The 23,901-nt window shown below is 38.0% G+C and carries 23 protein-coding genes; 18 read left to right on the top strand and 5 right to left on the bottom strand.

What is annotated here, in order from left to right:
• Nucleotides 1-205 precede the first annotated feature (205 nt).
• From B879_RS01160 to B879_RS01230, 15 genes are all read left to right on the top strand, one after another.
• Entirely contained in the window at nucleotides 206-1,630 is a 1,425-nt protein-coding gene (locus B879_RS01160) for a Gfo/Idh/MocA family oxidoreductase (RefSeq protein ID WP_009183287.1), read from the top strand.
• A 355-nt stretch (nucleotides 1,631-1,985) separates the two neighbouring features.
• Nucleotides 1,986-2,813, top strand: coding sequence for a helix-turn-helix domain-containing protein (locus tag B879_RS01165; protein ID WP_009183288.1), 828 nt, complete (start codon nucleotides 1,986-1,988; stop codon nucleotides 2,811-2,813).
• A gap of 86 nt (nucleotides 2,814-2,899) precedes the next feature.
• Complete coding sequence (locus B879_RS01170) at nucleotides 2,900-3,535, top strand: DUF3267 domain-containing protein (RefSeq protein WP_009183289.1); 636 nt, start codon at nucleotides 2,900-2,902, stop codon at nucleotides 3,533-3,535.
• On the top strand, nucleotides 3,528-3,920 hold the full coding sequence (locus tag B879_RS01175; RefSeq protein ID WP_009183290.1) for a 5-fold beta-flower protein: 393 nt from the start codon (nucleotides 3,528-3,530) through the stop codon (nucleotides 3,918-3,920). Before B879_RS01170 ends, B879_RS01175 begins: the two co-directional genes overlap by 8 nt.
• A 175-nt stretch (nucleotides 3,921-4,095) precedes the next feature.
• On the top strand, nucleotides 4,096-4,947 hold the full coding sequence (locus tag B879_RS01180; protein ID WP_009183291.1) for a TraB/GumN family protein: 852 nt from the start codon (nucleotides 4,096-4,098) through the stop codon (nucleotides 4,945-4,947).
• Nucleotides 4,948-4,957: 10 nt separating this feature from the next.
• Nucleotides 4,958-5,449: an RNA polymerase sigma factor gene (locus tag B879_RS01185; protein WP_009183292.1), complete on the top strand. Its 492-nt coding sequence runs from the start codon at nucleotides 4,958-4,960 to the stop codon at nucleotides 5,447-5,449.
• Complete coding sequence (locus B879_RS01190) at nucleotides 5,436-6,038, top strand: hypothetical protein (RefSeq protein WP_009183293.1); 603 nt, start codon at nucleotides 5,436-5,438, stop codon at nucleotides 6,036-6,038. Before B879_RS01185 ends, B879_RS01190 begins: the two co-directional genes overlap by 14 nt.
• A 214-nt stretch (nucleotides 6,039-6,252) precedes the next feature.
• Complete coding sequence (locus B879_RS01195) at nucleotides 6,253-7,455, top strand: retropepsin-like aspartic protease (protein ID WP_009183294.1); 1,203 nt, start codon at nucleotides 6,253-6,255, stop codon at nucleotides 7,453-7,455.
• Nucleotides 7,456-7,577: 122 nt separating this feature from the next.
• Nucleotides 7,578-8,450 carry an ABC transporter ATP-binding protein gene (locus B879_RS01200; RefSeq protein WP_009183295.1) on the top strand — a complete coding sequence of 291 codons (873 nt, stop codon included), beginning with the start codon at nucleotides 7,578-7,580 and terminating at the stop codon, nucleotides 8,448-8,450.
• An 11-nt stretch (nucleotides 8,451-8,461) separates the two neighbouring features.
• Complete coding sequence (locus B879_RS01205; RefSeq protein WP_009183296.1) at nucleotides 8,462-12,046, top strand: M1 family aminopeptidase; 3,585 nt, start codon at nucleotides 8,462-8,464, stop codon at nucleotides 12,044-12,046.
• A gap of 60 nt (nucleotides 12,047-12,106) precedes the next feature.
• The gene (locus B879_RS01210) at nucleotides 12,107-14,542 is read left to right on the top strand and encodes a DUF5686 family protein (protein ID WP_009183297.1); all 2,436 of its coding nucleotides are present in this window, start codon (nucleotides 12,107-12,109) and stop codon (nucleotides 14,540-14,542) included.
• Nucleotides 14,543-14,912: 370 nt separating this feature from the next.
• On the top strand, nucleotides 14,913-15,203 hold the full coding sequence (locus B879_RS01215) for a helix-turn-helix domain-containing protein (RefSeq protein ID WP_009183299.1): 291 nt from the start codon (nucleotides 14,913-14,915) through the stop codon (nucleotides 15,201-15,203).
• A gap of 226 nt (nucleotides 15,204-15,429) precedes the next feature.
• Nucleotides 15,430-16,110 (top strand): VOC family protein, encoded by a 681-nt coding sequence (locus B879_RS23480; protein ID WP_009183300.1) that lies wholly within the window; start codon nucleotides 15,430-15,432, stop codon nucleotides 16,108-16,110.
• A gap of 193 nt (nucleotides 16,111-16,303) precedes the next feature.
• Entirely contained in the window at nucleotides 16,304-16,909 is a 606-nt protein-coding gene (locus tag B879_RS01225) for a Crp/Fnr family transcriptional regulator (protein ID WP_157231484.1), read from the top strand.
• Nucleotides 16,910-17,002: 93 nt separating this feature from the next.
• Nucleotides 17,003-17,590: a hypothetical protein gene (locus tag B879_RS01230; RefSeq protein WP_009183302.1), complete on the top strand. Its 588-nt coding sequence runs from the start codon at nucleotides 17,003-17,005 to the stop codon at nucleotides 17,588-17,590.
• 242 nt (nucleotides 17,591-17,832) lie between these two features.
• Here the strand turns inward: B879_RS01230 and B879_RS01235 are convergent, their stop codons facing one another.
• On the bottom strand, nucleotides 17,833-18,570 hold the full coding sequence (locus tag B879_RS01235) for a carboxypeptidase-like regulatory domain-containing protein (RefSeq protein ID WP_009183303.1): 738 nt from the start codon (nucleotides 18,568-18,570) through the stop codon (nucleotides 17,833-17,835).
• Nucleotides 18,571-18,630: 60 nt separating this feature from the next.
• Nucleotides 18,631-19,284, bottom strand: coding sequence for a hypothetical protein (locus tag B879_RS01240; RefSeq protein WP_009183304.1), 654 nt, complete (start codon nucleotides 19,282-19,284; stop codon nucleotides 18,631-18,633).
• Nucleotides 19,285-19,523: 239 nt separating this feature from the next.
• On the opposite strand from B879_RS01240, the gene B879_RS01245 reads away from it, so the two are divergent.
• Nucleotides 19,524-20,594 (top strand): saccharopine dehydrogenase family protein, encoded by a 1,071-nt coding sequence (locus tag B879_RS01245; protein ID WP_009183305.1) that lies wholly within the window; start codon nucleotides 19,524-19,526, stop codon nucleotides 20,592-20,594.
• Between the two features lie 514 nt (nucleotides 20,595-21,108).
• On the opposite strand, the gene B879_RS01255 is transcribed toward B879_RS01245, so the two are convergent.
• The 3 genes from B879_RS01255 to B879_RS01265 form a co-directional block, all read right to left on the bottom strand.
• Nucleotides 21,109-21,795: a helix-turn-helix domain-containing protein gene (locus B879_RS01255; protein WP_009183307.1), complete on the bottom strand. Its 687-nt coding sequence runs from the start codon at nucleotides 21,793-21,795 to the stop codon at nucleotides 21,109-21,111.
• Between the two features lie 93 nt (nucleotides 21,796-21,888).
• Entirely contained in the window at nucleotides 21,889-22,212 is a 324-nt protein-coding gene (locus B879_RS01260; RefSeq protein WP_009183308.1) for a hypothetical protein, read from the bottom strand.
• A gap of 122 nt (nucleotides 22,213-22,334) precedes the next feature.
• Nucleotides 22,335-22,856, bottom strand: a complete 522-nt coding sequence (locus B879_RS01265) for a hypothetical protein (RefSeq protein ID WP_157231486.1) — start codon at nucleotides 22,854-22,856, stop codon at nucleotides 22,335-22,337.
• A gap of 494 nt (nucleotides 22,857-23,350) precedes the next feature.
• Here B879_RS01265 and B879_RS23100 point away from each other — a divergent pair, with 494 nt between their 5' ends.
• Nucleotides 23,351-23,644 (top strand): hypothetical protein, encoded by a 294-nt coding sequence (locus B879_RS23100; protein WP_009183311.1) that lies wholly within the window; start codon nucleotides 23,351-23,353, stop codon nucleotides 23,642-23,644.
• Nucleotides 23,601-23,894, top strand: a complete 294-nt coding sequence (gene tnpA / locus B879_RS01275) for an IS66 family insertion sequence element accessory protein TnpA (RefSeq protein ID WP_009183312.1) — start codon at nucleotides 23,601-23,603, stop codon at nucleotides 23,892-23,894. Before B879_RS23100 ends, tnpA begins: the two co-directional genes overlap by 44 nt.
• Nucleotides 23,895-23,901: the final 7 nt, after the last annotated feature.

Raw genomic sequence — 23,901 nt, forward strand, 5'->3', positions numbered from 1 at the left:
GGCTGTTTATGTTTTATTAATTGAGTGAATTTTATTTATGCAAACCTTTCCGTTGATTTTCAAAGCTTCTTTACGATTTTAAAAATTGACTTGCTAGATTGAGAAATAAATTTCAAATGGCTCATCCTTTAAATCAATGTTGCAGATTAGGTAGAGGCTTTTGAATAGTTTAACTATATGATTAAAAAACCCTAATAACCATACCATGTCCACCAACCGTAGAGACTTTCTGAAAACCGGAGCTACCGCTGCCTTAGGCCTGTCAGGCTTCACTTTGATTTCCACTTCTGTCTTTGGTAAATCCATGGGCTATATAGCGCCCTCTGACAAAGTCAATCTTGCCTGCGTAGGTATTGGCAACAGGGGAAATGAAATCATCAAAGCCTTAAATGATACAGGCCTATGTAATGTCGTTGCCCTTTGTGATGTAGATATGGGCGCCGATCAGACATTGGAAATCATGAATATGTTTCCCCAAGCCAAGAGGTATCATGATTTTCGCAAGATGTTTGATGAAATAGGTGGAGAATTTGATGCAGTAAGTGTTGGCACTCCTGACTTCTCCCATTTCCCAGCGACCATGATGGCCTTGGCAGAAGGGAAGCATGTGTACGTAGAGAAACCTATGGCCCGTACTTTCCAAGAGGTGGATTTAATGGTGGCAGCAGCGAAGAAAAATCCAAAGGTGGCCACGCAAATGGGCAACCAAGGGCATTCAGAGGCCAATTATTTTCAGTTCAAAACCTGGAAAGAAGCGGGAATCATCAAAGACGTCACGGCCATTACAGCTCACATGAATAGCCGCCGCCGCTGGCATGGATGGGATCCCAATATTACCCGATTTCCAGAGGCTGAACCGGTTCCTTCAACTTTAGATTGGGACCTCTGGCTGAGTCAGGCCCAGCCCCGAGGATTCCACAAAGACTTTCACAATGGCCAATGGCGCTGTTGGTACGACTACGGCATGGGTGCCTTGGGCGACTGGGGAGCACATATCATAGATACAGCCCACGAGTTTTTGGACTTGGGACTGCCCTACGAAATCAATCCGGTGAAATTAACCGGACATAATCCTTTCTTTTTCCCCATGTCCACTACCTTGGAGTTTAAGTTTCCAGCCCGTGGAGAAATGCCTCCTCTGACCATCACTTGGTATGATGGTTTGGACAATATTCCTGCAGTGCCTGACGGATATGGTGTATCCGAGTTGGATCCCAACATCCCACCTCCAAGCACAGGACAACTTCAGCCTGCCCGACTAAATCCGGGAAAAATCATTTACAGCAAGGAACTTACTTTCAAAGGGGGCTCCCATGGAAGTACTTTGTCCATTATTCCTGAGGACAAAGCCAAGGAGTGGGAGTCCAAACTTCCTGAAGTGCCGCAGAGTCCATCTAACCACTATGCCAATTTCCTTAAAGCCTGCAAAGGAGAGGAGAAGACAAGGTCTCCATTTGAAATAGCCGGACCACTGAGTCAGGTTTTTTGCCTGGGAGTGATGGCCCAACAGATGGGTGTTAAACTGGAATTTGACCGCGAAACCAGACAGATAGTCAATAATCCATTGGCCAATCAGGTTTTAGCAGGTATGCCGCCTAGGAAAGGTTGGGAGGAGTTTTATAGGGTTTAGTATTTGATGTATTAATACCTGTTTTTTAAAAATATGACATTTGGGCGACATCTCTGCAACAGCAATATTTTTTCTTCTAAGATCTCCAATATTTTGTGAATCCGAGATGTCCAGTAAGAAAACATATTGATCTTTTGAAATATAAAATGGATTGGGGATGGTTGGTGAGTTTATTAAGAAGATTTAGGAGTTTTTTGAAGAGAAGTCTATTCAGATGTAAGATTATCATCAAACAATCCACAAGAAATCATATATTGTCTAAGGAAACCAGGACAAACTATTACTTTAAAATTGTCCTCATTGTAAAAGGGTTGAGATAAAATAGTGTGTGCCCGATCATAAAAATCAAGTTCATATGATCAAAACAATAGCGCCATTATCAAAGTCTTTGCGCAAATACATAGCGTACTACTATATCTTTGTCAATGAAGAGCGAGATGTGTTGAGTTATGTGGCGTTTCCCCATGTTAATACATGCATATCATTATTTAGGGGGGTAGAGATACAAAGGAAGGACCTTTGCCTTCAAATTTCTTCAAAGGAAGATTTAAAAAATGAAGTTTCTGTTGAAATCACGGGCAAATATACGCAGCCATTTTTTGTGAATTATCAAGGAGATTTCGATGAAATAGCAATCATCTTCAAACCACTTGGAGTGAATCATTTTCTGCAAGATGATTTAATTGAATATGCGTCTGATTTTTCACAGACACTTCCACTGCATCATTGGCACACTCTTGCAGAAAAATTGTTTCTAGAGGCTGATCTATTCAAAAGGATTGAGCTTTTAGAATCTTTTCTTTTGGAAAATTTTTCAACAATAGATGATTTTATTGTACAGAAAGCCATGCTTCTTTTAGAAGATTTTGAAAAAGATTATACGGTACAAGAGGTTGCAGATTTGTGTGGTCTGACGATGAAGTCTTTACAAAGGAACTTTAAAAGACTACTCACCTGTACCCCTTCAGAATACAAAAGGATTTTTAAATTTCGACACTCTCTTTCTCAAGATGGTTTCCAAGGAGAAATCAAAAAACTTACTGAAATAGCTTTGGAAAGCAATTATTATGATCAATCATATTTTATAAGAGAGTATAAGAAACTAACAGGAAAAAGCCCAAAAACATTTTTTAAGCGCATCAGTAAATTAGAGGGGAATAAAATAATTTGGGAAGTCAAATAGCTTGTCGCAAAAGTCCAATTTTGCCTATATGTAGGCCTTTAATTTTGTTTCCAGTTTAGTAAATGGTTCAAAAGTTTTCAGAGGCAATGCAAATAAAACCCGAGGATTTAACAAAAGCAGGTTATTTCCTTTATGAGAAATTGGAGCACGACGAATTGATTCCGTTTGTAAGAAAGAGCCTTCACAAATGGTCCTTGATTTCTATTTTCTTTTACGGTGTGAATCTTGGTCTTTTTGTTTTGGTAGTAGTGTATGCATGGATTGCTATAACTAAGCATGATATAGCAATAGGTGATTTGATATTCTACTATAGTTTTGGTTTTACAGTTTGTTTGATACTGATTCCTATACACGAATTTATTCATGTCATGGCGTATAAATGGCTGGGAGCTAAAGAAACATCTTTAGATTATAATCTCAAGAAGTTCTATTTTATGGCATTGGCAAACAATTTTGTGGCTAATCGAAAAGAGTTTACCATGGTAGCCTTGATGCCATTTACGCTAATAAGCTGCTTTTTGATTCTACTGTTATTCTTTGTAGATCATTATTGGCAACTCACAATCCTTAGCACATTGTTATTGCACAGTGCGATGTGCTCGGGTGATTTTGGCATAGTTAATTTTTTTCATATCAATAAAAGCAAACATATGGTAACCTATGATGAAACCACCAACAAAGTTTCGTTCTTCTTCATCAAAAAAACGCATACTAATGAATAAGCTTATGACAATTTCTATCCTCATCTTTCTTCTTCTTTCTTGTAGTTTAATGAAAGAAGACACATTGCCAAACTATGATGCCAAGTTACTTTCAATCACAGATAGGTCTTTATTGGCGTATATGAATGATGGCTTAATCTATAGTTCAAGGCATCAAGTGATTGCAACATTTTCCAATGACACCTTAAGAAATAGTCAGGGTCAAGCTTTGGGGTATATTGCAAGTATGCAGGTTTTCACCATGGACCATCAACAACTAGGGCTTGTAGAAAACAATCATTTAAAGAATCGCACAGGGCAGACGATTGCTTATGTGGAAGGGAAGGAGTCATCAGCTAAAGTTGGTCTGGCAATTTCTATGTTTTTCTTCTTTTTAAATGATTAAAAAAGGATATAGGGACCCTAAAGATGGTTAGTGGCCTTTTTTCTGAGTCAAGTTCGTTTTCAAAAAAAGTGAACATTATATAATCGACTGCTGAATTTATAAATAAATTTTTTTCGAGCTCATGTAATATTTGCTCATCTATTGACACTAATATTTCAAAACAATAAAAACCTCTATGAAAAAGTATGTATTCATCATCGCGAGCATTTTCTTTATTTTCAATGTTCAAGCCCAAGAAAGCACCTTATTATGGAAGGTGAGTGGGAATGGGTTAGAGTCACCTTCTTACCTATTTGGCACCATGCACATATTATGTGATCAAAGTATTGTGGAAAAAACCAGTTTCAAGGAAGCGCTTTCCCAAAGCAAGTATTTGGTAATGGAGTTGAATCCTACCAACCCGGCAATTCTGCAGGAAATGCAGCAATTAGCTGTAAACCCTGAATTTGAAAATATCTACACAGAGCTACCGGAAGAGGATTTTATATTATTGGATACCTATCTCTCCGACAAGTTTGGAGCAGGATTAGCTCAGATGGGCGTATTAAAACCATTTACCCTGACCTCAATGGTAACGATGGGTTTCTTGGAATGTGAGGTACCTTTTAGTCTGGAAACTTATTTGGCAGGTTTTGCAACTGAAAAAGAAATGCCTGTGATTGATTTAGAGACAGCTGCCTTTCAGGTGGGAATCTTTGATAATATTCCCGTAGATTTTCAAATTCAAGAAATCATCCGATCATTGAAAGATGATGCAGGAAAGAAAGAGTTAGACCAAATGATGGAGATTTATGTATCGGGAGATCTTGAGCGTTTATATGGATTTATGAAAACAAGTGATTTGATGAATCAATATCAAGCAGAGATTCTAGACAACCGAAATAGGGCATGGATACCAACCTTAGAGGAATTGTTTAAGCAAGGAGCTTCTTTTGTGGCAGTTGGTGCGGGTCATCTGCCAGGTGAATTAGGCGTGATAGCTTTGTTACAACAAAAGGGATATTCCGTAGAGGCGGTTGCTTTGTAAAGCTAACCTTATGGGGGAAAAAGAATTTCTTCATTTAATCAATGCGCATCAGGGAACCATTTTTCACCTATTGGGTCTTTACGTCCCTGACCCTGCCGATAAGGATGATCTCAAGCAAGAGATCATCCTTCAGGCCTGGAAAAGCAAAGATAAATTCAGGCAAGAATCCTCTTTCAACACTTGGCTGTATAAACTATCACTATATACCATTCTTACTTCTAAGAGAAAGCAGGGGAAAATCCAACAAGTCAATCTTGAGGCAGCGGAAAGTCTTCCTGCTATTGAAAAGCCCGAACAAAGACAGGTAGACCTACTCTATGCCTGTATCGCAGGTTTGGATGATGTAAACAAAACCATCATTACCATGCATTTGGATGGATTTTCCAATGCAGAGATAGCTGCCTTTTTAGGGGTTTCTGTAAATAATTTGGGAGTAAAGCTGCACAGGATCAAAGAAAAGATAACCACCCATTTAAAAGCGAGCAATCATGGAGATAGATGACCTTTGGAGAGACATGAAGGAGGGTAAGGGTATCCACCGAGAGACCTTGACCTTAAAAAAAGTGAATGAAAGTAAAAATCCAATAAGGATTTTACGGAAAAACTTACTGGCTAATTTGGTATATGGGCTTGTCTTTTCCTTCATAGGGGTTTATTTGATGATAGTCTTTCAAGCATTAAGTATTCAATTGACGCTTGGCTTATTGATTCTTAAATCTCAATATTTCCATGTCCTGATTTATCAACGCATCAAAGCATTTGATAATATGTTGAAAAATTGGGATCAACCCATCTTAAACACCTTACAGGAACAGCTGATACTGACTCGCAAAACACTACGCATGATTGAAATCAGGTCATTGATTTTCTTGCCTTTGGCTTATTTGGCAGGTCTACTGATTGGGGGGAGTGGAGATGGGGTTAGTGCTGATGAACTGATCATGGATGTCCCTTTTTTACTCAAAGGAATGGGTTTGGCCTTACTGACTATGCCATTGATTTATTTCCTTTTAAAGTGGATGCATAAAAAAGCATTTGGGGATTTTATTGAGCAGACGGAGAAAATACTCAAGGATATGGAGATCAGTTAATTGCAGGCCAAAAGTGGACACAAGCCGTTCATTATCGAACAGTATGATTACCTCAGGTAATCAAAATCAAGATTGATTTTCATGGGAAATAGCGTTTTTCCTAGTTAATGATGCATTTCATTTACAGAAAATAATAAAAATAGAGTTTGGTCATATCCTTGAACATAAAGACAATCAATTGATAGATAATTAATCCTGTATAAAAAAATACATCATGAAGAAAATTAAAATTAAACTGGGTCTTTTTACCTTGTTTGTTATCCTAGGGGTTAATTCAAGCATGGGCCAGGATAGCTTTTCATTCAATAAGGGAAATGCCATTATTGAAGATTATCTTACTGAAATCACTTTTGAAAATATCAACGGAAAGATCATATTACCTGTGACTTTAGATAATGAACCTTATAGGTTTATCCTTGACACTGGAGCCCCTACGGCTATTAGTGAAAGACTATCCAAAAAGCTTAATCCATCATCTATTTCAAAGATAACTATCACCGATATCAATCAACAGGCCGATTCATTAGCTGTGGTTAGGCTAAATAACATCGCTATTGGGCCAATTGAATTCAATGATATTCCCGCATTGGTTATTGAACCAAACGATATTTTCACCTGCCTTGGAGTAGATGGATTTATTGGGAGTAATCTTCTTAGAAATTCCGTAATTCAACTTAACGGTTTAACAAGCACACTTATCATTTCAAGTAGTGAAAAAGCGTTGAATATTAACCCAAAGAAAGCTTCGGATTTAGTTTTGGATGCTCAGAGTAGCCCATATATATCCTTACTTCTTAAAAATAAAAAGAAAGGAATTAAACATCAAGTGCTGCTAGACTTAGGTGTTAATTCCCTGTATGATTTAGCTTTACCTAATTATGAAGTATTCCAGCGCTATGATATTTTTGAACCTAAAGCCAGCTCCAAAGCAATCAATACGATGGGATTATTTGGCATGGCAAAAGAGGAGCTTCATCACAGGCTATTACTTCCAGAATTAGATTTGAATGGTTTTAAATTCAATAATATATTGGTAGAGACAACCCAAGGTAACAACTCAAGTATAGGAAGCAAGATTTTAGACTTGGGCCTGATTACAATAGATTACAAGAATAAAAAATTTTACTTCGACCCATTTAAGTCGGCTAAATTAAGTTCAGAGCATTTATACAAATTTCCCATATCCTATTTTCCTGAAAATAAGGGCTTGTATATTGGATCGGTCTGGAGTACTGAGCTTTCTGAAAAAATTTCAATTGGAGACCAAATACTCGCCGTGGATGGGGTGAGTTTTGCGTCTATAGACCTCTGTGATTTTATCAATTCAAACCCAATATTTCAAGATAAAGAGCGATTGATCATCACCACCGTCAATAAACAGGGTGAAAAAGTAGAAACAACGTTAGAGCGAAATTAATGGTGCTCAAAATCTCATCTAAAGTAGACAGATATTAAATTATTGCAATAGGGTGTCGCTTCAATACTATATTCTGGCATATTCTCACCTTAATTAAATAGTAACACTATAACCAAAATCTTATGCAATTAGAAATCAACAACCTCAACAAACAATACGGCAATGGGGTACATGCCCTGAAGGATGTTAGCCTGACCATAGGCAAGGGAATGTTTGGACTCCTTGGGCCCAATGGTGCCGGGAAATCCTCTCTGATGCGTACACTTGCTACCCTGCAAGATGCAGACAGCGGGAATGTTCGCTTAGGTGATATTGATGTTTTAAATGAGAAAGATAAAGTTCGGCAGGTATTGGGCTATCTCCCCCAGGAATTCGGAGTGTATCCACGAAGCTCAGCAGTGGAGTTATTGGATCATTTGGCACTATTGAAAGGGGTGAAAAATACCGGCGAAAGAAAAGCGTTGGTAAACTACCTTTTGCAGAAAGTAAATCTTTTCGAACATCGAAAAAAAGCTGTGAAATCATTCTCAGGAGGTATGCGCCAGCGTTTTGGAATTGCCCAGTGTTTGATAGGGAATCCCAAATTGATTATTGTGGATGAGCCTACCGCAGGTTTGGATCCGGGAGAGCGCAATAGATTTTACAACCTGCTAAGTGAAATAGGAGAGGAAGCCATCTTGATACTCTCCACACATATTGTACAGGATGTACGCGAACTCTGTACACAAATGGCAATCATGAATAAAGGCGAGGTCCTCTATCATGGTGGTGTAGATCAAGCCTTGGAGTTGATTGAAGGAAAGGTGTATGAAAAAAGTATAGAAAAAGGAATGCTTCCGCAATACAGAGAAAACTATGCGGTAATCTCAGATAAATTGGTGGGAGGAAAACCATTGATTCATGTGTTTGCTGAAGAAGAGCCGGCCAATGACTTTGTCAAAGCGGAGGCAAACTTGGAAGATGTATTCTTTGCTAAAATCAATCAACTGGTCTAAACCCCTATATCATGTTTGTATTCTTAAAAAAAGAACTAAAAACCTGGATCAAGAGTCCCATGTTGTGGATTTTTTTCCTGATAATCGGACTATTGGTATTTGGTGCGGTCAGCAGTGATGATATTCAGATTGGAGGCGCAAGTACAAGTGTCAAGAAAAATGCCCCGTCTGTTATACAACAATACTATGGGATCATGTCCTTGATTGCTTTGTTGATGACTACCGCCTTTATGAATGCTACCGCCAATAGAGATTTTGAATCGGGTTTTTCAGGAATCCTTTTTTCTTATCCCATCAAGCGTTCTTCCTATTTCTTTGGTAAGTTTTTAGGAGCGTATTTGATTGCCCTGATCCCTTTGTTGGGGATTTCTGTAGGGGCTTTGGTCGGCCCGTTAATGCCTTGGGCTGATCCTAATAGGTTTGGGCCTGTTTATTGGGAAGGGCATATTCAGGGATTTCTCAGTTTCGGGATTCCCAATACCTTTATCATTGGTGTACTGACTTTTGCGCTTGCGGTAACGTTTCGGAATAACATGGTCTCTTATATCGGAGCCATGGGTTTACTGGTGCTCTATGCCATTGCGGGTAATTTCATTGCAGATATAGAAAAGGAATGGTTAGCCAATTTACTGGACCCGTTCGGCTTTTATCCGGTTGGGCTGGCCAATAAATATGCTACTGTAGAGGAATTGAATACCACGGCTGTGTTCCTGAAAGGAGACTTGTTGATCAATAGGCTGGTGTGGGTAGGTGTAGCTGCTGCATTCTTGTTGTTATTATACACGCGGTTTTCCTTTCAGCAAAAGAATGAAAAGGTCAAGAAAGAAAAAAAGGTAACCAAAGAGTTATCAGAGAGCTCAGCGGTATTGGAGAGGCCTGCTGTGACCATCGATAGCGGGAATAAATTTTCTTTCGCTGTATTTGGAAGACTTGTATGGTTTGAGTTGAAAGCCATTGTCAAGAATCAAACATTTCTGATTATCCTGATTATTGGTATTATCAATCTCATTACGGGGCTTACCTTTTTTACGGGCAGGTATGGCAGTAGTAATTATCCACTGACCTATGATGTGATTGACAGCATTTCAGGAGCATTTTATTTGTTCCTTATCGGTATCATTATCTTCTATTCCGGTGTATTGGTTTGGAGGGATAGAGATGCCCATTTGGATGAGATCAAGGATGCCACGCCGGCTGCGACAGGTTTTTTTCTTTCATCTAAGATACTTGCTTTATTGATCAGTGTCCAGCTGATTCTGATGACGACCATTGTCATTGGTATTATTGCCCAGAGTTTTTATGGGTATTTCAACTTTGAATTGGGCGTTTATGCCCGTTCTTTATTGGTCAATGACTTCTTGTTTTTCACCTACCTGACGGTATTGGCTGTATTCTTCCATTACCTGATCAACAATCGTTACATAGCCTATTTTGTTTTTGTGGTGTTTATTATTGCCTCCGACTATGTACTTGAACTGCTTAAAATAGAATCCTTGATGGTCAGTTACGGTGCTGTCTCAAGGGGTTCATATTCGGATGTCAACGGCTTTGGTCCATGGGCCACGGCTACTGCTTGGTTTCAGGCTTACTGGGGTGCTTTTGCATTGTTATTAGTGTATGTAGCCTATTTGTTTTTTATGAGAGGGAAGACTACTGCCCTAGCAGGCAGGTGGAAAGATGCACAGGAGCGATTTGTAGGTTCGAAGGCTGTCTTTTTCGTATTCATTGCTGCTTTCCTGGCCATAGGTGCACATGTTTATTACAATACCCAAGTCCTGAACACCTACAAAACAAGCAAGGAATGGGAAGATATTCGGGTAGCTTATGAGGAAACGTATAAGGTACACGAGAATATTCCTCAGCCCAAGTGGGTTAGCATGGATTATCGTATTGAACTATATCCTGAGGATAGGGATCTGACTTTTGAGGTTGTGGGCGTGATGGAAAATAGGACAGATGGGCCGATCAGTGAACTTCATTTTACGATGACTGATTCGAAAGATAAACTTGAAATCAGCATTGAAGGAGCGAGTATTCAACTGGATGATGATCAATTGGGCTACCGGATTTATGAGTTGGCCCGGCCTTTACAGCCTGGGGAGCAACTTACCATGAAGGTCTCGGGAGAAAAGCGTACTCAGGGATTTGAGAATAGAGTTACCAATACCAGTATTTTAAAAAATGGCAGCTTTTTTTACTCCTATGAAATGGTTCCTAGCTTTGGCTATCAGGCAAGCAATGAATTATCTGATCGTAACAAAAGACGGAAAAGAGGACTTCCAGAGAAGAAACGCATGCCGGTTTTGGATGAAAACAACCTAGAGGCACGGAATTTTCATTACATAGGAAAGGACAGTGATTGGATCACAGTGAAGTCAGTCATAGGAACATCACCCAATCAGATTGCTGTGAGTCCAGGAAAACTAGTGCGGGAATGGGAAGAAAATGGAAGAAAATACTTCCAATACGAACAAGAGGCACCCTCAGTGCATTTTACCTCATTCCTTTCTGCTGCGTATCAAGTGGAGAGGGAGCGATGGAAGGATGTGGCTATAGAAGTGTATTATGTGCCAGGCCACGAATACAATATCCCGAATTTTATCAGCGCCATGTCCCAGTCTCTGGATTACTATACTGCTCATTTTGGTCCATATGATCACAGTCAGCTAAGGATTGTGGAATTCCCGCGATATGCTGGTTTTGCGCAGTCATTTCCGGGAACCATGCCTTACAGTGAGCGTATCGGTTTTATTACAGATCTTCGAAAAGTTACAGAGGATGATATCGACTTGGTATTTTACGTGACTGCCCACGAGACTGCCCATCAGTATTGGGCCCATCAGGTCATCGCTGCCAATATGAGAGGTGCCGAATTGTTGATGGAAGCCATTACGCAATATTCAGCCTTGATGGTCATGGAAAAGGAATACGGCAGGGATAAAATGCGAAAATTCCTCAGATACGAAATGGATGGTTACCTGAGAGGAAGGGGAAGTGAATTTGTGGCGGAAAGACCACTTGTGGAAACCGAACAGCAAGGTTACATTCACTACGAAAAAGGTTCCGTAGCCATGTATTACCTCAAAGAAATGATCGGTGAAGCTCAGGTAAATGCAGCACTTCGGCAGCTTATTGAAGAGTTTAAGCATCAGAAGCCACCTTATCCTACTTCTATGGATGCGGTAAGGGTCTTCAGAGCGCACACTCCTGATAGCTTACAGTATGTGATTGACGATTTATTCCTCAATATTACCTTATTTTCTAACCGGGTATTGGATGCGAATTATACGCAGGAAGGAGAGGAGTACATTGTTGAATTTACCACTGAGTCCAAGAAATTCAGATCAGACTCTTTAGGGAAGGAAACAGCTATACCTATTGCAGATTTTATTGATGTCGGGGTTTTTGGATTTACTGAAAATAAAAACCTTTTAGGTGACCCTTTAGTTTATGAACGTTTAAAAGTTACCCAAGAGGGAAATACATTTAAATTCAGAACCAAGGAAAAACCCCATTTTGTGGGGATAGATCCGTACAATTATTTGATTGACAGGGTGCCTGGAGATAATGTGAAAAAAGTAAGTCTCTTGGATTAAATTAATGTAGATAGCCTACCGCTTTTGAGTGGTAGGCTTATTTTAAATTGCAAGGATTTTATGCGTATAAGGCTGTGTTTGGGTTTTTATTTGATGTTTTTTCTATGTTCGACTTTTTCCCTGGAGTCCATGGCCCAGGAAGGCTCTATGCTCAGAGGCAAAGTACTCCATGACAAAACCGATGAATCGATCCCTTTTGCCCATGTCTATTGGAGTGGATACGAATCTCAAGGGGTGGTCTCAGATATTTTGGGGGAATTTCAATTAAAATGGGAGTCGAGTGCTGATACCTTGGTGATCTCTCATGTCGGTTATGTGAAGTTGAAATTAGGGAAAAACCAACTTAGAGCAGATGGTCGGATTTTTATGGAATCCAAGCAGGTTGAACTCAAGGAATTTCTCTTTTTAGCAGGAGAAAACCCTGCTTTTCCACTATTGAGAAAAGCGATTGCTAACAAAAACATTAATGATCCTTCTAATTTGAAAAGCTATCGGTATGAGTCTTACGATAAGATGATTTTTACAGTAGATGGGATCAGTGAGGATGGTATTCGACGAACGCGTTTTGACACCTTGTTTGATGGAGGACATTTGTTGGTATCCGAAAGTTTATCCGAAGTTACGTATAGAAAACCAGGCCGAAGGCATGAGAAGGTCAAAGCATCTCAGATATCCGGTCTTCAGAGTTTGATGACTGCGCTGGTATCGAGTACGATCCAACCGTTTTCATTTTATGAGGACTATCTTACAGTTCTGGAAGTACCCTATCTCCATCCCTTGACAAGTGATGGCTTTAGAAAATATGATTATTTTTTGGAAGATAGCATTCAATCCAATGGGACAACCGCTTATGTCATCAGCTTTCAGCCTCAAGAGACCAAAGGTTATTTGTTAGGGAGAGGATTTATGACGATTTCCAGGCATAACTATGCGCTTGAAAACATCGTGTTTAGTACCACCAATAATCAAAGTAACCTGCAATTCGAGCTGCAACAGAAAAACCGTTGGGATGGGCAACATTGGTTTCCTGAGCAAATTAACAGTATCTATCTGTTCAAGAATTTTGATATTAATGGCAGTCCCATGAAGTTGGTGAGCCAGAATTTTATATCTGATGTTCGGTTGAATGAAGCAATTCCTATGAAAGAAATCTCCAGAGTTGGGTTGATTTATGATATTCAAAATGAGCGATATCCTATGGCGCAATTCCGAAGAGATTCACTGACAGTTGCAGAACTACGGGCTTTTTCAAGATTTGAGGAAATGGATGCGAAAAACCTCCGAAGAGCCCGAAATGTAGTGCGTGTTTTTTCACAACTGTTGACAGGAAGAGTAAGCCTAGGAAAAGTAGATGTATTGAGTGCCCATTTATTTCGTATCAATCAGTATGAAGGATTAGCCTTGGGGATGGGGCTTGCTACGAATCAAGAGTTTTCTAGACATTTTGAATTGGATGGATATTTCAGATATGGATTCCGTGATCAAGCTTGGAAATATGGATTGGGAACAAGTATCCTCTTCCATGATCCGCTTGAATCCCGCATTCGGTTTTCTTACAGTCAGGATATAGCTGAAATCGGAATCAATCCTTTTGTTCGTACCCGAACTTTTGCAACCTCCAGTGATCTGTTCAGGGCTTTTTTGGCTCAAAAGATGGATGCTGTTGAAAAGTATCACATTGAGTTTTCGCAATTGCCACTCCATCGGTGGAGGTTGGGATTGACAGCAAGTAGTGAAAGTCGAACACCTCTTTGGACATCCAATTTGGAGATGCCAGATCTTGAGCGAATGTTTCAGTCGTTTCAAGCTACAGAAGTTGGCTTGAATCTTCGCTATGTGGCCAAAGAGCAAACATCCAAGGTAGGCAGGCAAATCATCCCCGGTCCTATTGGCTATCCGGTTTTCAATTTCCATGCTTCTCGTGCCATTCCTGATGTATTCAATGGGACGGCTGATTTTTGGAGGCTGGCTTTCAAGACACAGCACCAATGGAGGAAGGGTGTTTCTACCCATCAGCTGAATGTGGAGGGGATGAGTGTTTGGGGGGCGGAGGTTCCGATTTCCTATTTCAATACAGGTTTTGGTATTCAACCGCAGGAGCGATCGTTTTCAATTAGTCTTCCGGCATATTTCCAAACCATGCGGATTTATGAATTCTTTTCCGATAGGGCTATCTATGCGAATTATTCCTATCTAACGGGACCGCTTTTTCAGCATGATTTAAATATCATGTCTATGGCCCCTCAACTCAATTTGGTGCAGGGTTTTGCGATAGGATCCGTGAATCATTCTTTTGGAGAAGAAGCATTTCCTTTTCAGACCATGGAGCAAGGCTATTGGGAGTCGGGAGTTGAGCTCCAAAACCTGATCAAATACCGCTCAGGATTTGGATTTCAGGGGATAGGGATTGGAGCATATTACCGTTGGGGAGCGTATGCCAATCCTATTTTTCAGGAAAATTTATTTGTGAATTTGTCTTTGAGGGTGGCTTTTTGAAAAATTTCTAAAACATTTTCAATTTTGAATTGAAAGGCCTGAATTGGTAGGTGTTTCCCATTTTAGTTCGATTGGTCTTTGCTTGATAATTTTTCATACCAAAGAGGTTAGTTTAAAATTGGGAAAAGCGGGACTTATTTCTTAAAATTGGTAAACTAAGTCTGGTTTTTCCAGACAGATAGATAAGTTATAGTGCATATTAAGAACCCCAAACCTAGGACAATCAGTTTTTTTAATTTTGAAAATAGTAACTTTAAAGTCCCATTTGTATTATGGGAAAAGTAAGAGAAGTCATTGCTTATCAGGACCATTTTGAGAACTTTTTAAAAGCCCAGACAGAAAAAGTTCAAAAAGGTAAAAAGAAAAAGAAATGAATACGAAGAGCTGGAAAGAGATCAAAGATGATGTGTATGGAGTCAAAGGAACCGAACGCAGGGATGAATTAGAAAGGGATTTTGAGTCTTTCAAAATTGGTTTGCTATTAAAAAAGGCAAGAGAGGATAAGAATCTAACCCAGGAGCAATTAGCGGAATTAGTTGATAAAAAGAGAACTTATATTTCAAGAGTTGAAAACAATGGAAGTAATCTAACACTGAAAACCCTTTATGAAATAGTTGAAAAGGGATTGGGTGGGAAGGTGAAAATCTCCATTGAGCTCTGAAAAGGGAAATACGCACTATAACATCACTTTGGACACAGGGGACAGTTTCGTTGAACGAAGGAGATTCGTATATTGTTAACGATTCAAGTAGTCTCAAAGGGAAGTGTTGCAAACGTCCGCCGTCTCCAAGCTGAATCCCGTCAGGCGCCCTCATGGCGGGGGTCTGCCGTTGGCGGTCATTGTAAAAAACCGAGTCAACATCATAAAGAATATTCAGACAAACATAATGAAACAAAATTTAACTCATATAGCAATAATTGTAGACGATTATGACAAGGCAATTGAATTCTATACTCAAAAATTACATTTCACTTTAATTGAGGATACTATTCTTACTGACACAAAACGTTGGGTTTTGGTTAGGCCGAAAGGTGCAAACGAATGTTCTTTATTATTAGCCAAAGGAGTAAATGAAGAGCAAAAAAGCAGAATTGGAAACCAAACAGGTGGACGAGTTTTTCTTTTTTTGAATACCGACAATTTCAAAAGAGACTATCAAAACCTTATAGACAAAAAAATAAAGATTGTTAGAGAACCAAGTTTTGAAGACTATGGGACAGTAGCCGTTTTTGAGGATTTATATGGTAATCTTTGGGACTTAATAGAACCAAAAAAAGCAAAGCAAAATTTTTACTCAACAGGAATTTTAAAAATAAAAGACTTAAAAAATATTGACTTTGCTATTGCTCAACTCAAAAATTTGAGAAACCAGACACTTTTGGAAAGTGGTAATATTTCATTTGACATGAAGCAATTGAAAAATGACCCGACAAAAATAATTATTTGGGAATGTTTTGAAAATGAAAAATCATTCAATGACCATTTAAACTCAAAGCATCTTCAAGAATTTATTAAACTTGACTTGGTAGAACTTGAAAATGGTTACATAACAAATGATATTGAATAAACAACGAACCGCCAACATCACCTTGACCATCACCTTGGATACAGCGGGCGGTTCAGAGTAAATTGAACGTTCATACGTCAGTAGTAGATTGGAAGTGAACGAATCCGAATGCCTGCGTGGCGTCAGACAGGCCAGCCGTCTCCAGGTTGAATCCCGATTGGTGGTAATACTAAAAAAAGAACCTTTGGCAAAAATGAACATCATAGATTATTTTAAGACATTTGGATACTTGACAGTCGAAGAAATCAACTTTGCTATGGATTTTTTTATCCCAGAAGAAATAAAAAAGGGGGCTTTTTATCTAAAAGAAGGACAGGTTTCCAACAAAGTATCTTTCATTGAAAAAGGGCTATTCAGACTTTTTTATCAATTAGATGGTGAAGAAAAAATAATGCTCTTCTTTTCAGAATCTCAACTGATGGCTGATTATTTTGGCTTCTTGACAGAAACAGCTTCAATAAGACCTATTCAGGCCTTGGAAGACTCTCTGATATATAGTATTGAAAAAAGGAATCTTAATAAGCTTTTTGACTATTCAAAGAATTGGGAACGTATCGGTAGGCAATTAGCAGAATCAGCCTATGTTACATCCGTTTTAAGGGCGAATAGATTATTGCACGATGATTACAATACGAGGGTAAAAACCTTTCTTGAAGAAAGTCCATCGTTAATGCAACGAGTCCCTCAATATATGATTGCATCTTATTTGAATATGACACCTGAAACACTAAGCAGAGTCAAAAGAAGAATTAAGAGAACCGGTGATGTAAAGGATACAATCCATAACGTGAAAGGATAATGTAATTGAAATTGTTTCTTGATTTGAATCAATGGTTTCGTTCCAAAGTCTGAAGAGCTTTGTGATTATTATTCAACTTCAAATCAAAAGACAATGAAAAAAAATATATTGCTTTTTGGAATCTTAGGTTTAATGTCAAATGGTTACGCTCAAAATAATAAGCCAAAGTCAAAAACTGAGAAGGTCGTTATAGAATATAAGGACAAAAGTGTGAAGGGAAAACAGTTGACTGTTAGTTCTGAAATACCAATGGATTTAGATAGTGCTTGGGCAAATGTAAAGACACCCGCATTATTGGAATTTGTAGCCAAAGGAATGATTAGGTTCAAAACCATCGAAAGTGAATTTCCGAAAAAATGGGAAGTTGGTCAAACTTATGGTGTAAAAATGCGGATTTTCGGATTTATCCCTTTCGGTGGCACTCATTACTTGTTCATTGAGAAAATTGATGATAACAACAATACAATATCCACCAAAGAATGGGACAAAGGAGCAAAAGTTTGGAATCACGATGTAACAATGAAAGATTTGGGTAATGGGATAATTCATTATGAAGACTCTATAACCATTTATGGGGGTGTAATGACGAGGTTTATCACTGCATTCGCTAAAAGGTTCTATGTTCACAGACAGAAAAGATGGCAAATAGTGGCTAAGGAAAAGCTTAATTTTACAGAATAGTGCCACTACAAGTATGATTGGCCCATGGTGGGTGGTTTTGTTAATTTGAATGTCTACCTCGCATCAATCCTGCGTTATCGGAATTGTTGAATTGAAAAAATGGAGGAATTTTTGCCAAAAAAGAGAGTACTCCGTCCATATTGCTACTGTAAAGTCTGGCATTTTATGATCCCTTTTGAAAAATGATAAAGGAGAACTATAAAATTTAAGTTTATTTAAAAATAGCTATCCAAATTATGCTGCTAGGGAACTGTAAATGAAACAGCCGCGGCAGAATTTGGATTTAAGTTTGGGAAAATTTTACGATTTAAAGTAGGGTCTAAGTATTCATTGCCCCAAAATGAATCTCCATATGCTCTAATGTAAACTTGTTTTCCAGAAACAAAGCCAGCTTTAGCTAGGTCACTTTTGGAAATGGTAATGGTATATGGATTAAACTGTACCACGTAGCCGCTTGAATAAAATGAGTATAAATTTTGGCTAAGATTTGCATCTTCACCTAAAAAATACCTGAGGTATCTTCTGTTTGAATTATTCCCAGCTGGGTTTGTGGTAATTGAAACAATGACATTATCACCTTCAACGCCTACACTTAGTGCCGTAATCTCTGTAGAAGATTTTTTTCCTAAGGAAGGAGATTGATTTATACTGGTTGGTTTTCCCGAATTGGTATGAGTTAAAGCAAATATTTTAAATGTGCCAAATTCTTCTTTTTCGAATTCTATGTTATACTCTCCAAAAGGAACGTCTTTAATTACAAATTTACCAGTAACATCTGTTAAGGTAGAAAACATGGAAGATGTGCCTTGAATTCTTACAAGCATTCCTGATTTTTCTAATTGGTTAGTCCCCTCATCGTAAAGGATGACGGAACCAACAATATCCGCTTTTGTAATTAAATTTGAATTATTTTCCTTTTCTATACAAGCAGAAAAAATCAAAAAAACTAAACTTACAACCATTAGATTTTTACAATACATATGAGCTAATTTAAGTTTAATTATAGTTCAAAAATATAGGTGTTTTAATCCAATTAATAACTACATTTTGTTAACTACAATCGTCTGTTCATCAAATAAAGGTGCTTCTTGACCAATTTCCAGGAATAAAGCAATCGACGGATTGGATTTGTGGATTTCAAAGTAGCGGATTCCACTATTTGCCATTCCCCAAATGCTACAGACAAAATTGATAGGTTCTTGAGAGGCCCGCAATTGATATGTTTCCAATGCGGTTCCACTTGGTTGTAGGACATACCTTTCTACTCCATCTCTATTGGATTCAATTAGCCTAAATTCACATTGCTCAGCTTCATCCCAGTTTTCATCCTCTTGAAGAAACTCTAAAACATCTTCAATTTTTTGGTTTTTGAGATGAAAGACCTGTATGGCCAAACCGATGGCAACAGGCTCCCCGTCAACCAGCATTTCAACCATTGCCCCCGGGAGAGTTTCGCTGATAGCTACCTGATAAGTTTCATTTTTTTGTGCCCAGAATTCAATACCAGCACCTGACACCTTTTCCCACTCAAAACCATGATGAGGATTTCGTGAAGGAGATGCTGCTAAAGTTGGTGTATGGATTAAGTCTACATGACTTTCCTTTTTTGAGGGATAACAGTGAGAGGTGAAAACAATAAAATATAAAGCCAGTATGAACTGGCTTAAAAATCCGTATTTGATAGGTTTAGCCATTTGATCTGTTATTTAAATTTTAATTTAGCCAAAATAAAAATACAAAAAACCTAAACGTAAAACCATTTCTCATTTTAATTCGATTTGTCTCCGATCGATTGTAATTCCCTTTGATGCGTTAAGTTTATAGTTGGGAAAACTCAGACTTATTTCTTAAAATTGGTAAACTAAGTTTGATTTTTCTAGACAGATAGATTACGTTAGGTGCAATTATGATAAATAGGCCGAATAATCGAAATATGAACAGGAAAATATTAATAATCGGTTCCAATGGAATACTTGGACGACATATTTTGGAAAAGGCGATTACGGCTTTTGGTGTTGAAAATCTTGTAATTTCTGATTACAAAGAAGTTAGATTGAATCAACAAAAAAAACAAATCAAGAGTACTTTTGGAAATGAACCGCTGTCAAAAGTAATTGACATTAGCTCAGAAGAAAGCATAAGAAGTGGATTAATTGATATTGATTTGGTTATTGTTGCCATTCAACAGGAAGTGCCATTAATTCAAAAACAATGTATTGAAAAAGGAATTAACAGTATTGATTTGTCAGTTAAACCGAGTTTTATTTCCAAAACTTTAGAGCTAAACAGAATACAGGGGATTAAGACCATACAATTAATTATGGGGGGGTTATTTCCTGGACTGTCCGGGATTTTAGCAAAAGAAATTTATGAAAGTTCACTGCAAAATCAACCTATTGACATAGGATTACTTCAATCAAGTAATGGAACGAATGGGAAATCAGGTGTTTCTGATATGTTAATGATATTTGATAAGGATGTGGAATTATTAAAGGAAGTAACTATTGAAAAACATTCGGGATATTCATACAAGAAGAAATTTGAATATCCTGAACCATTTGGCATAAAAACCCATAGACTTGCAAACTTCATAGAAAGAGATTACTTAAAAGAATATGGAATTAAATCTAACTATTGGACTTCTTTCGACAGACCAAGCTTGAACACGATTATTAGTATTTTGAAAAATTTATGCTTCCTTAAACTATTTAAGTATCCCCAAATAAGTAGAGTTTTAAGCTCTCTTATCACAAAACAAAATAAAGGAGATAAAAATGAATTTATTGGATTAAGTGCCAAGAGTTCAAATAATGAAATATCAATTGTACTGACTTCCGATTATGAAGCGACCGCATCTTGCACAATTGCTTTCGCAAGAATAATTTTAAACGAAGAAAAAGAAATTAAAGGAATTAAATTTCCGTTTGAGATTTTCACATTTGAAGAACTAAAACAAGATCTAAGTGATGTGATAAAAGAAATAAAAGCACCTAACATGGTATAGCCAGCAATAGCGGGGCTTGGTATTAATTTGGCGGTCACAGCTCCGCGTGGGCTTCATCACGGTGGATGGGTGAGAAGTCCACAAATCCCCAACAGTGGAAATATTAGGAACGTTGGCGGAAACCTTATAGGTACCACCTAGAATATTTAAGAATTTTATGACTGACAGTTTAGATTACTTTAATTTTTTACGTACTATCAAGCTAGAAAAAGCTACAATAATTCAGTCATTGTTTCAACCTAAAACGGTTAAGAAAAACTCTTACTTACTTGCAGAAGGACAAATTTGCAAGGACAATTTTATCATTGTTAAAGGTGTTGCAAAAAAATGCTTCATTTTTTCCGACAAAGAAATTGTAACAGATATTTACTTAACAGGCGATATCGAGGTTCCGGAAATACAATTTTTGTTTCATTATTTATGCTTTTTTAGGGTACAAATATTGAGAGCAGACTATTCTTAAGCGTTGCAATAGGTAGGATGAAACCGATTTGATCCGAAAAAATTTATTTATTTACGTTTTTTGCACCTTGAGATATTCAGAAGGAGTTTGTCCGGTGTACTTTTTAAAAAACCGGTTAAAGGTCGCTTTTGAATAAAAGCCAGCCTCAAGCGCAATCCCCAGAAGCGTTGTGGTTTTTTGGTCTCCATTTGCTAGCCTGTTTTTTACCGCTTCAATTCTGTATGAATTGATGTACTCATAAAAATTCTTTTTGTAAAACTGATTGATGACTTGGGAAAGTTGATTGGTGCTAAGGTTAAGTTCAGCTGCTAATTTTGAAAGGTTCAATTCCGGATCTATATATGGTTTCTTTTCAGCCATTAATTCCTCCAAAAGTTTTGCATACTGTTTGACCAAAGCTTCATCCAGGGGTGAATGATGATATTTTTCCATCATAACTTCTTGGTCACTTTCGGCCTGCTTAGCCAAAGTGAACATGGAAACCCCCAGAAAAACAGGAGCCTGTCTAAAACCATAATACCCCATATAAATTACCAAGATACTTACTGCGATATTGATGAATAGATCTTCATTGGCCAGATCCAGTGTAAAAAGGTCTGTGATCACTGCGAGCTGACTAAAAAATCCGATAAACCACAAAAAGAGTACAGATTTTAAAGCCATTTTTAACCACGCCAAATGTTGACTTTCGATGTTAGAAAAATTATCCTCTGCAAATCTCAGGGTTTTGTTGATCATATGAATTGACCAAAGGCAATAAATCAATATACTCCCTAGTTTTGCCCAAGCAAGAATAGTACGGGTAAAATCAGAAAAAGGAGCCAGTGTATTTTAAAGCGCATAGGGAGCAATGATGGCCAGGTTTATAACGAATGGCAAAAAGTGAACGACTTTTTTCCATGAAACTCTTTTATCGAATAAACTTCTTGTATAAAGCCATAAAACCGGACCATTGAGAAAAACGGCAGCGCTGCTGAGTTCCAATGAGAAGGAGAAGCGGTTGTTTGCAGATAAGTAAAATACAAAAACATGGAACAGGATGATGGAAAACCACCAAATTAAAAACCAATCATAAATCGCTTTATCTCTTTTGCTCATCAAAAGGATCATAAAAAAAGTGGTAATGGATCCACTGAAAAAGAAGAGGTTTTCCATATTGAAGAATAATTTTTTGAAAATACAATAACCCGAAGTTAATTAAAGCGATTTTAAATGCATCATGTAAAAAAAGCTGGGCGCGTACCCAGCTTTTATCACTCCGAATTTTAAATGTTTTATCACTTAGTCAGGTTGATTAGTACCATAAAGTTGTAGACTTCATTTGCCCCTTCTTCGATCAACTCAAAGGTAGCATCGAATTTTAATTCCAGTTTATTCGCAGACAAGGTCAGGATATCGAAGTCGTACTGGTCCAGTGGTAGGTTTTCTGCTTTCAATCTGAGACGAGTATCTGAATTAAATAAAGACCAAATGCCTTGAGATCCAGAGGTTCTAAATGAGTTATTTCCATCAAACACGATTTTACCGCTTCCTAAATTGATTGGCCCTAGCACTTGATTTTGGAGGTATTCCTCCATAAATATTCGTGCATCGGTTTCATTCAATTGAAACACTTCCATCCCGAATTCAGACGGTGTTTTTTCAACCCCTTCCAGATACAATTGAATAAATGGTTGCCCTGCATCGGATTCCCATTCCCCAATAATTGGATGAACAAAGGGTTGTTCGTTTTCTTGGCAGCTATAAAAAATAGCAGTAAACAATGCCAATGACATTAGTTTTAAAGTTAAATTTTTCATAATAAATGTAATTTGTTGGTTTAGTAAATTTGCTTTCGACTCTTCGGTCATAATAATTGTCAAAATCAGTTTGGCTAAACCTGTGCCAGCTATGAAAAACCTTTAAAAATCAAAATAGAAGGGGTTTTATTTGAAGAAGGTGGCCAAAATCGGACATATTTCGTTCGCAAGGATACATTAATTTTAAAGGAAAATAGGCGGTATCGAGTTTACCTTAAATCACTTACTATCCTGGCTATCTTACCTTGTATAATTTCAGTTGAAAAACATTAGTGAGGTATAAATAAGAAAAGCGGTCAGATGAGCGCTTTTGCTTCCCCTATCAACGATAGTTGCAACCGGAGTAGGGTGTTTTTGGTTTTAAAAGAGGTAATGGAGGAGTTAACTAAGTAATATTTTCTCTCAGCAAGATTATTAGAAGTTATCGCACCAAATATTGTCTTCATGGATTGGTTAAAATGATGATTAGATAGTAAAGTGTATATTTGTATTGAATGAAGAAACTTTACATCATAGCAGGTTGTAATGGAGCAGGTAAAACTACTGCTTCCTATACCATTTTGCCTGAAATCCTGGACTGTAAAGAGTTTGTGAATGCAGATGAAATTGCAAAAGGAATTTCTCCTTTCCAACCAGAGAAAGCTGGTATTGAAGCGGGAAGATATATGCTGAAAGTAAGCACCCGTCCAAGTGCATGTTTTTTTGAGGTCAAAGTGGAATTAGCTTTGTCCAAAAATCAATCATATGGACAAGAGACAGGAAATGTTGAAACTGTTGGAAGAGTTTGAGGTCAGTGGGATGACCCAGAGGGACTTCAGTGCATCCAAAGGCATGGGCTTCCACAAATTCAATTATTGGTACAGGAAGTTAAACAAAGAGCAGATGGGCGGAGATCAGCTAAATGGATTTTTCAGAGTTGATGCGGGAACTGTCGGATCTTCGGGGAGAGATCTGGAGCTCATTTATCCCAACGGGGTGAAGCTGAAGCTGAATGCCGGGGATCTTTCGCTGGTTTCCCGTCTGATCAGGCTTTACTGATGTTCAC

This window comes from Cecembia lonarensis LW9, from assembly GCF_000298295.1.
Classification (GTDB): domain Bacteria; phylum Bacteroidota; class Bacteroidia; order Cytophagales; family Cyclobacteriaceae; genus Cecembia; species Cecembia lonarensis.

Bases quoted from the DNA above. Each gene is read 5' to 3' on its own strand.
- B879_RS23100 (WP_009183311.1), top strand. From the start codon at position 23,351: ATGAAGAAACTTTACATCATAGCAGGTTGTAATGGAGCAGGTAAAACT.
- B879_RS01190 (WP_009183293.1), top strand. From the start codon at position 5,436: ATGGAGATAGATGACCTTTGGAGAGACATGAAGGAGGGTAAGGGTATC.
- B879_RS01160 (WP_009183287.1), top strand. From the start codon at position 206: ATGTCCACCAACCGTAGAGACTTTCTGAAAACCGGAGCTACCGCTGCC.
- B879_RS01195 (WP_009183294.1), top strand. From the start codon at position 6,253: ATGAAGAAAATTAAAATTAAACTGGGTCTTTTTACCTTGTTTGTTATC.
- B879_RS01240 (WP_009183304.1), bottom strand. From the start codon at position 19,284: ATGGCTAAACCTATCAAATACGGATTTTTAAGCCAGTTCATACTGGCT.
- B879_RS01215 (WP_009183299.1), top strand. From the start codon at position 14,913: ATGAATACGAAGAGCTGGAAAGAGATCAAAGATGATGTGTATGGAGTC.
- B879_RS01245 (WP_009183305.1), top strand. From the start codon at position 19,524: ATGAACAGGAAAATATTAATAATCGGTTCCAATGGAATACTTGGACGA.
- tnpA (WP_009183312.1), top strand. From the start codon at position 23,601: ATGGACAAGAGACAGGAAATGTTGAAACTGTTGGAAGAGTTTGAGGTC.
- B879_RS01200 (WP_009183295.1), top strand. From the start codon at position 7,578: ATGCAATTAGAAATCAACAACCTCAACAAACAATACGGCAATGGGGTA.
- B879_RS01255 (WP_009183307.1), bottom strand. From the start codon at position 21,795: ATGATCAACAAAACCCTGAGATTTGCAGAGGATAATTTTTCTAACATC.
- B879_RS01230 (WP_009183302.1), top strand. From the start codon at position 17,003: ATGAAAAAAAATATATTGCTTTTTGGAATCTTAGGTTTAATGTCAAAT.
- B879_RS01170 (WP_009183289.1), top strand. From the start codon at position 2,900: ATGCAAATAAAACCCGAGGATTTAACAAAAGCAGGTTATTTCCTTTAT.
- B879_RS01180 (WP_009183291.1), top strand. From the start codon at position 4,096: ATGAAAAAGTATGTATTCATCATCGCGAGCATTTTCTTTATTTTCAAT.
- B879_RS01265 (WP_157231486.1), bottom strand. From the start codon at position 22,856: ATGAAAAATTTAACTTTAAAACTAATGTCATTGGCATTGTTTACTGCT.
- B879_RS01205 (WP_009183296.1), top strand. From the start codon at position 8,462: ATGTTTGTATTCTTAAAAAAAGAACTAAAAACCTGGATCAAGAGTCCC.
- B879_RS23480 (WP_009183300.1), top strand. From the start codon at position 15,430: ATGAAACAAAATTTAACTCATATAGCAATAATTGTAGACGATTATGAC.
- B879_RS01260 (WP_009183308.1), bottom strand. From the start codon at position 22,212: ATGGAAAACCTCTTCTTTTTCAGTGGATCCATTACCACTTTTTTTATG.
- B879_RS01225 (WP_157231484.1), top strand. From the start codon at position 16,304: ATGAACATCATAGATTATTTTAAGACATTTGGATACTTGACAGTCGAA.
- B879_RS01210 (WP_009183297.1), top strand. From the start codon at position 12,107: ATGCGTATAAGGCTGTGTTTGGGTTTTTATTTGATGTTTTTTCTATGT.
- B879_RS01175 (WP_009183290.1), top strand. From the start codon at position 3,528: ATGAATAAGCTTATGACAATTTCTATCCTCATCTTTCTTCTTCTTTCT.
- B879_RS01165 (WP_009183288.1), top strand. From the start codon at position 1,986: ATGATCAAAACAATAGCGCCATTATCAAAGTCTTTGCGCAAATACATA.
- B879_RS01185 (WP_009183292.1), top strand. From the start codon at position 4,958: ATGGGGGAAAAAGAATTTCTTCATTTAATCAATGCGCATCAGGGAACC.
- B879_RS01235 (WP_009183303.1), bottom strand. From the start codon at position 18,570: ATGTATTGTAAAAATCTAATGGTTGTAAGTTTAGTTTTTTTGATTTTT.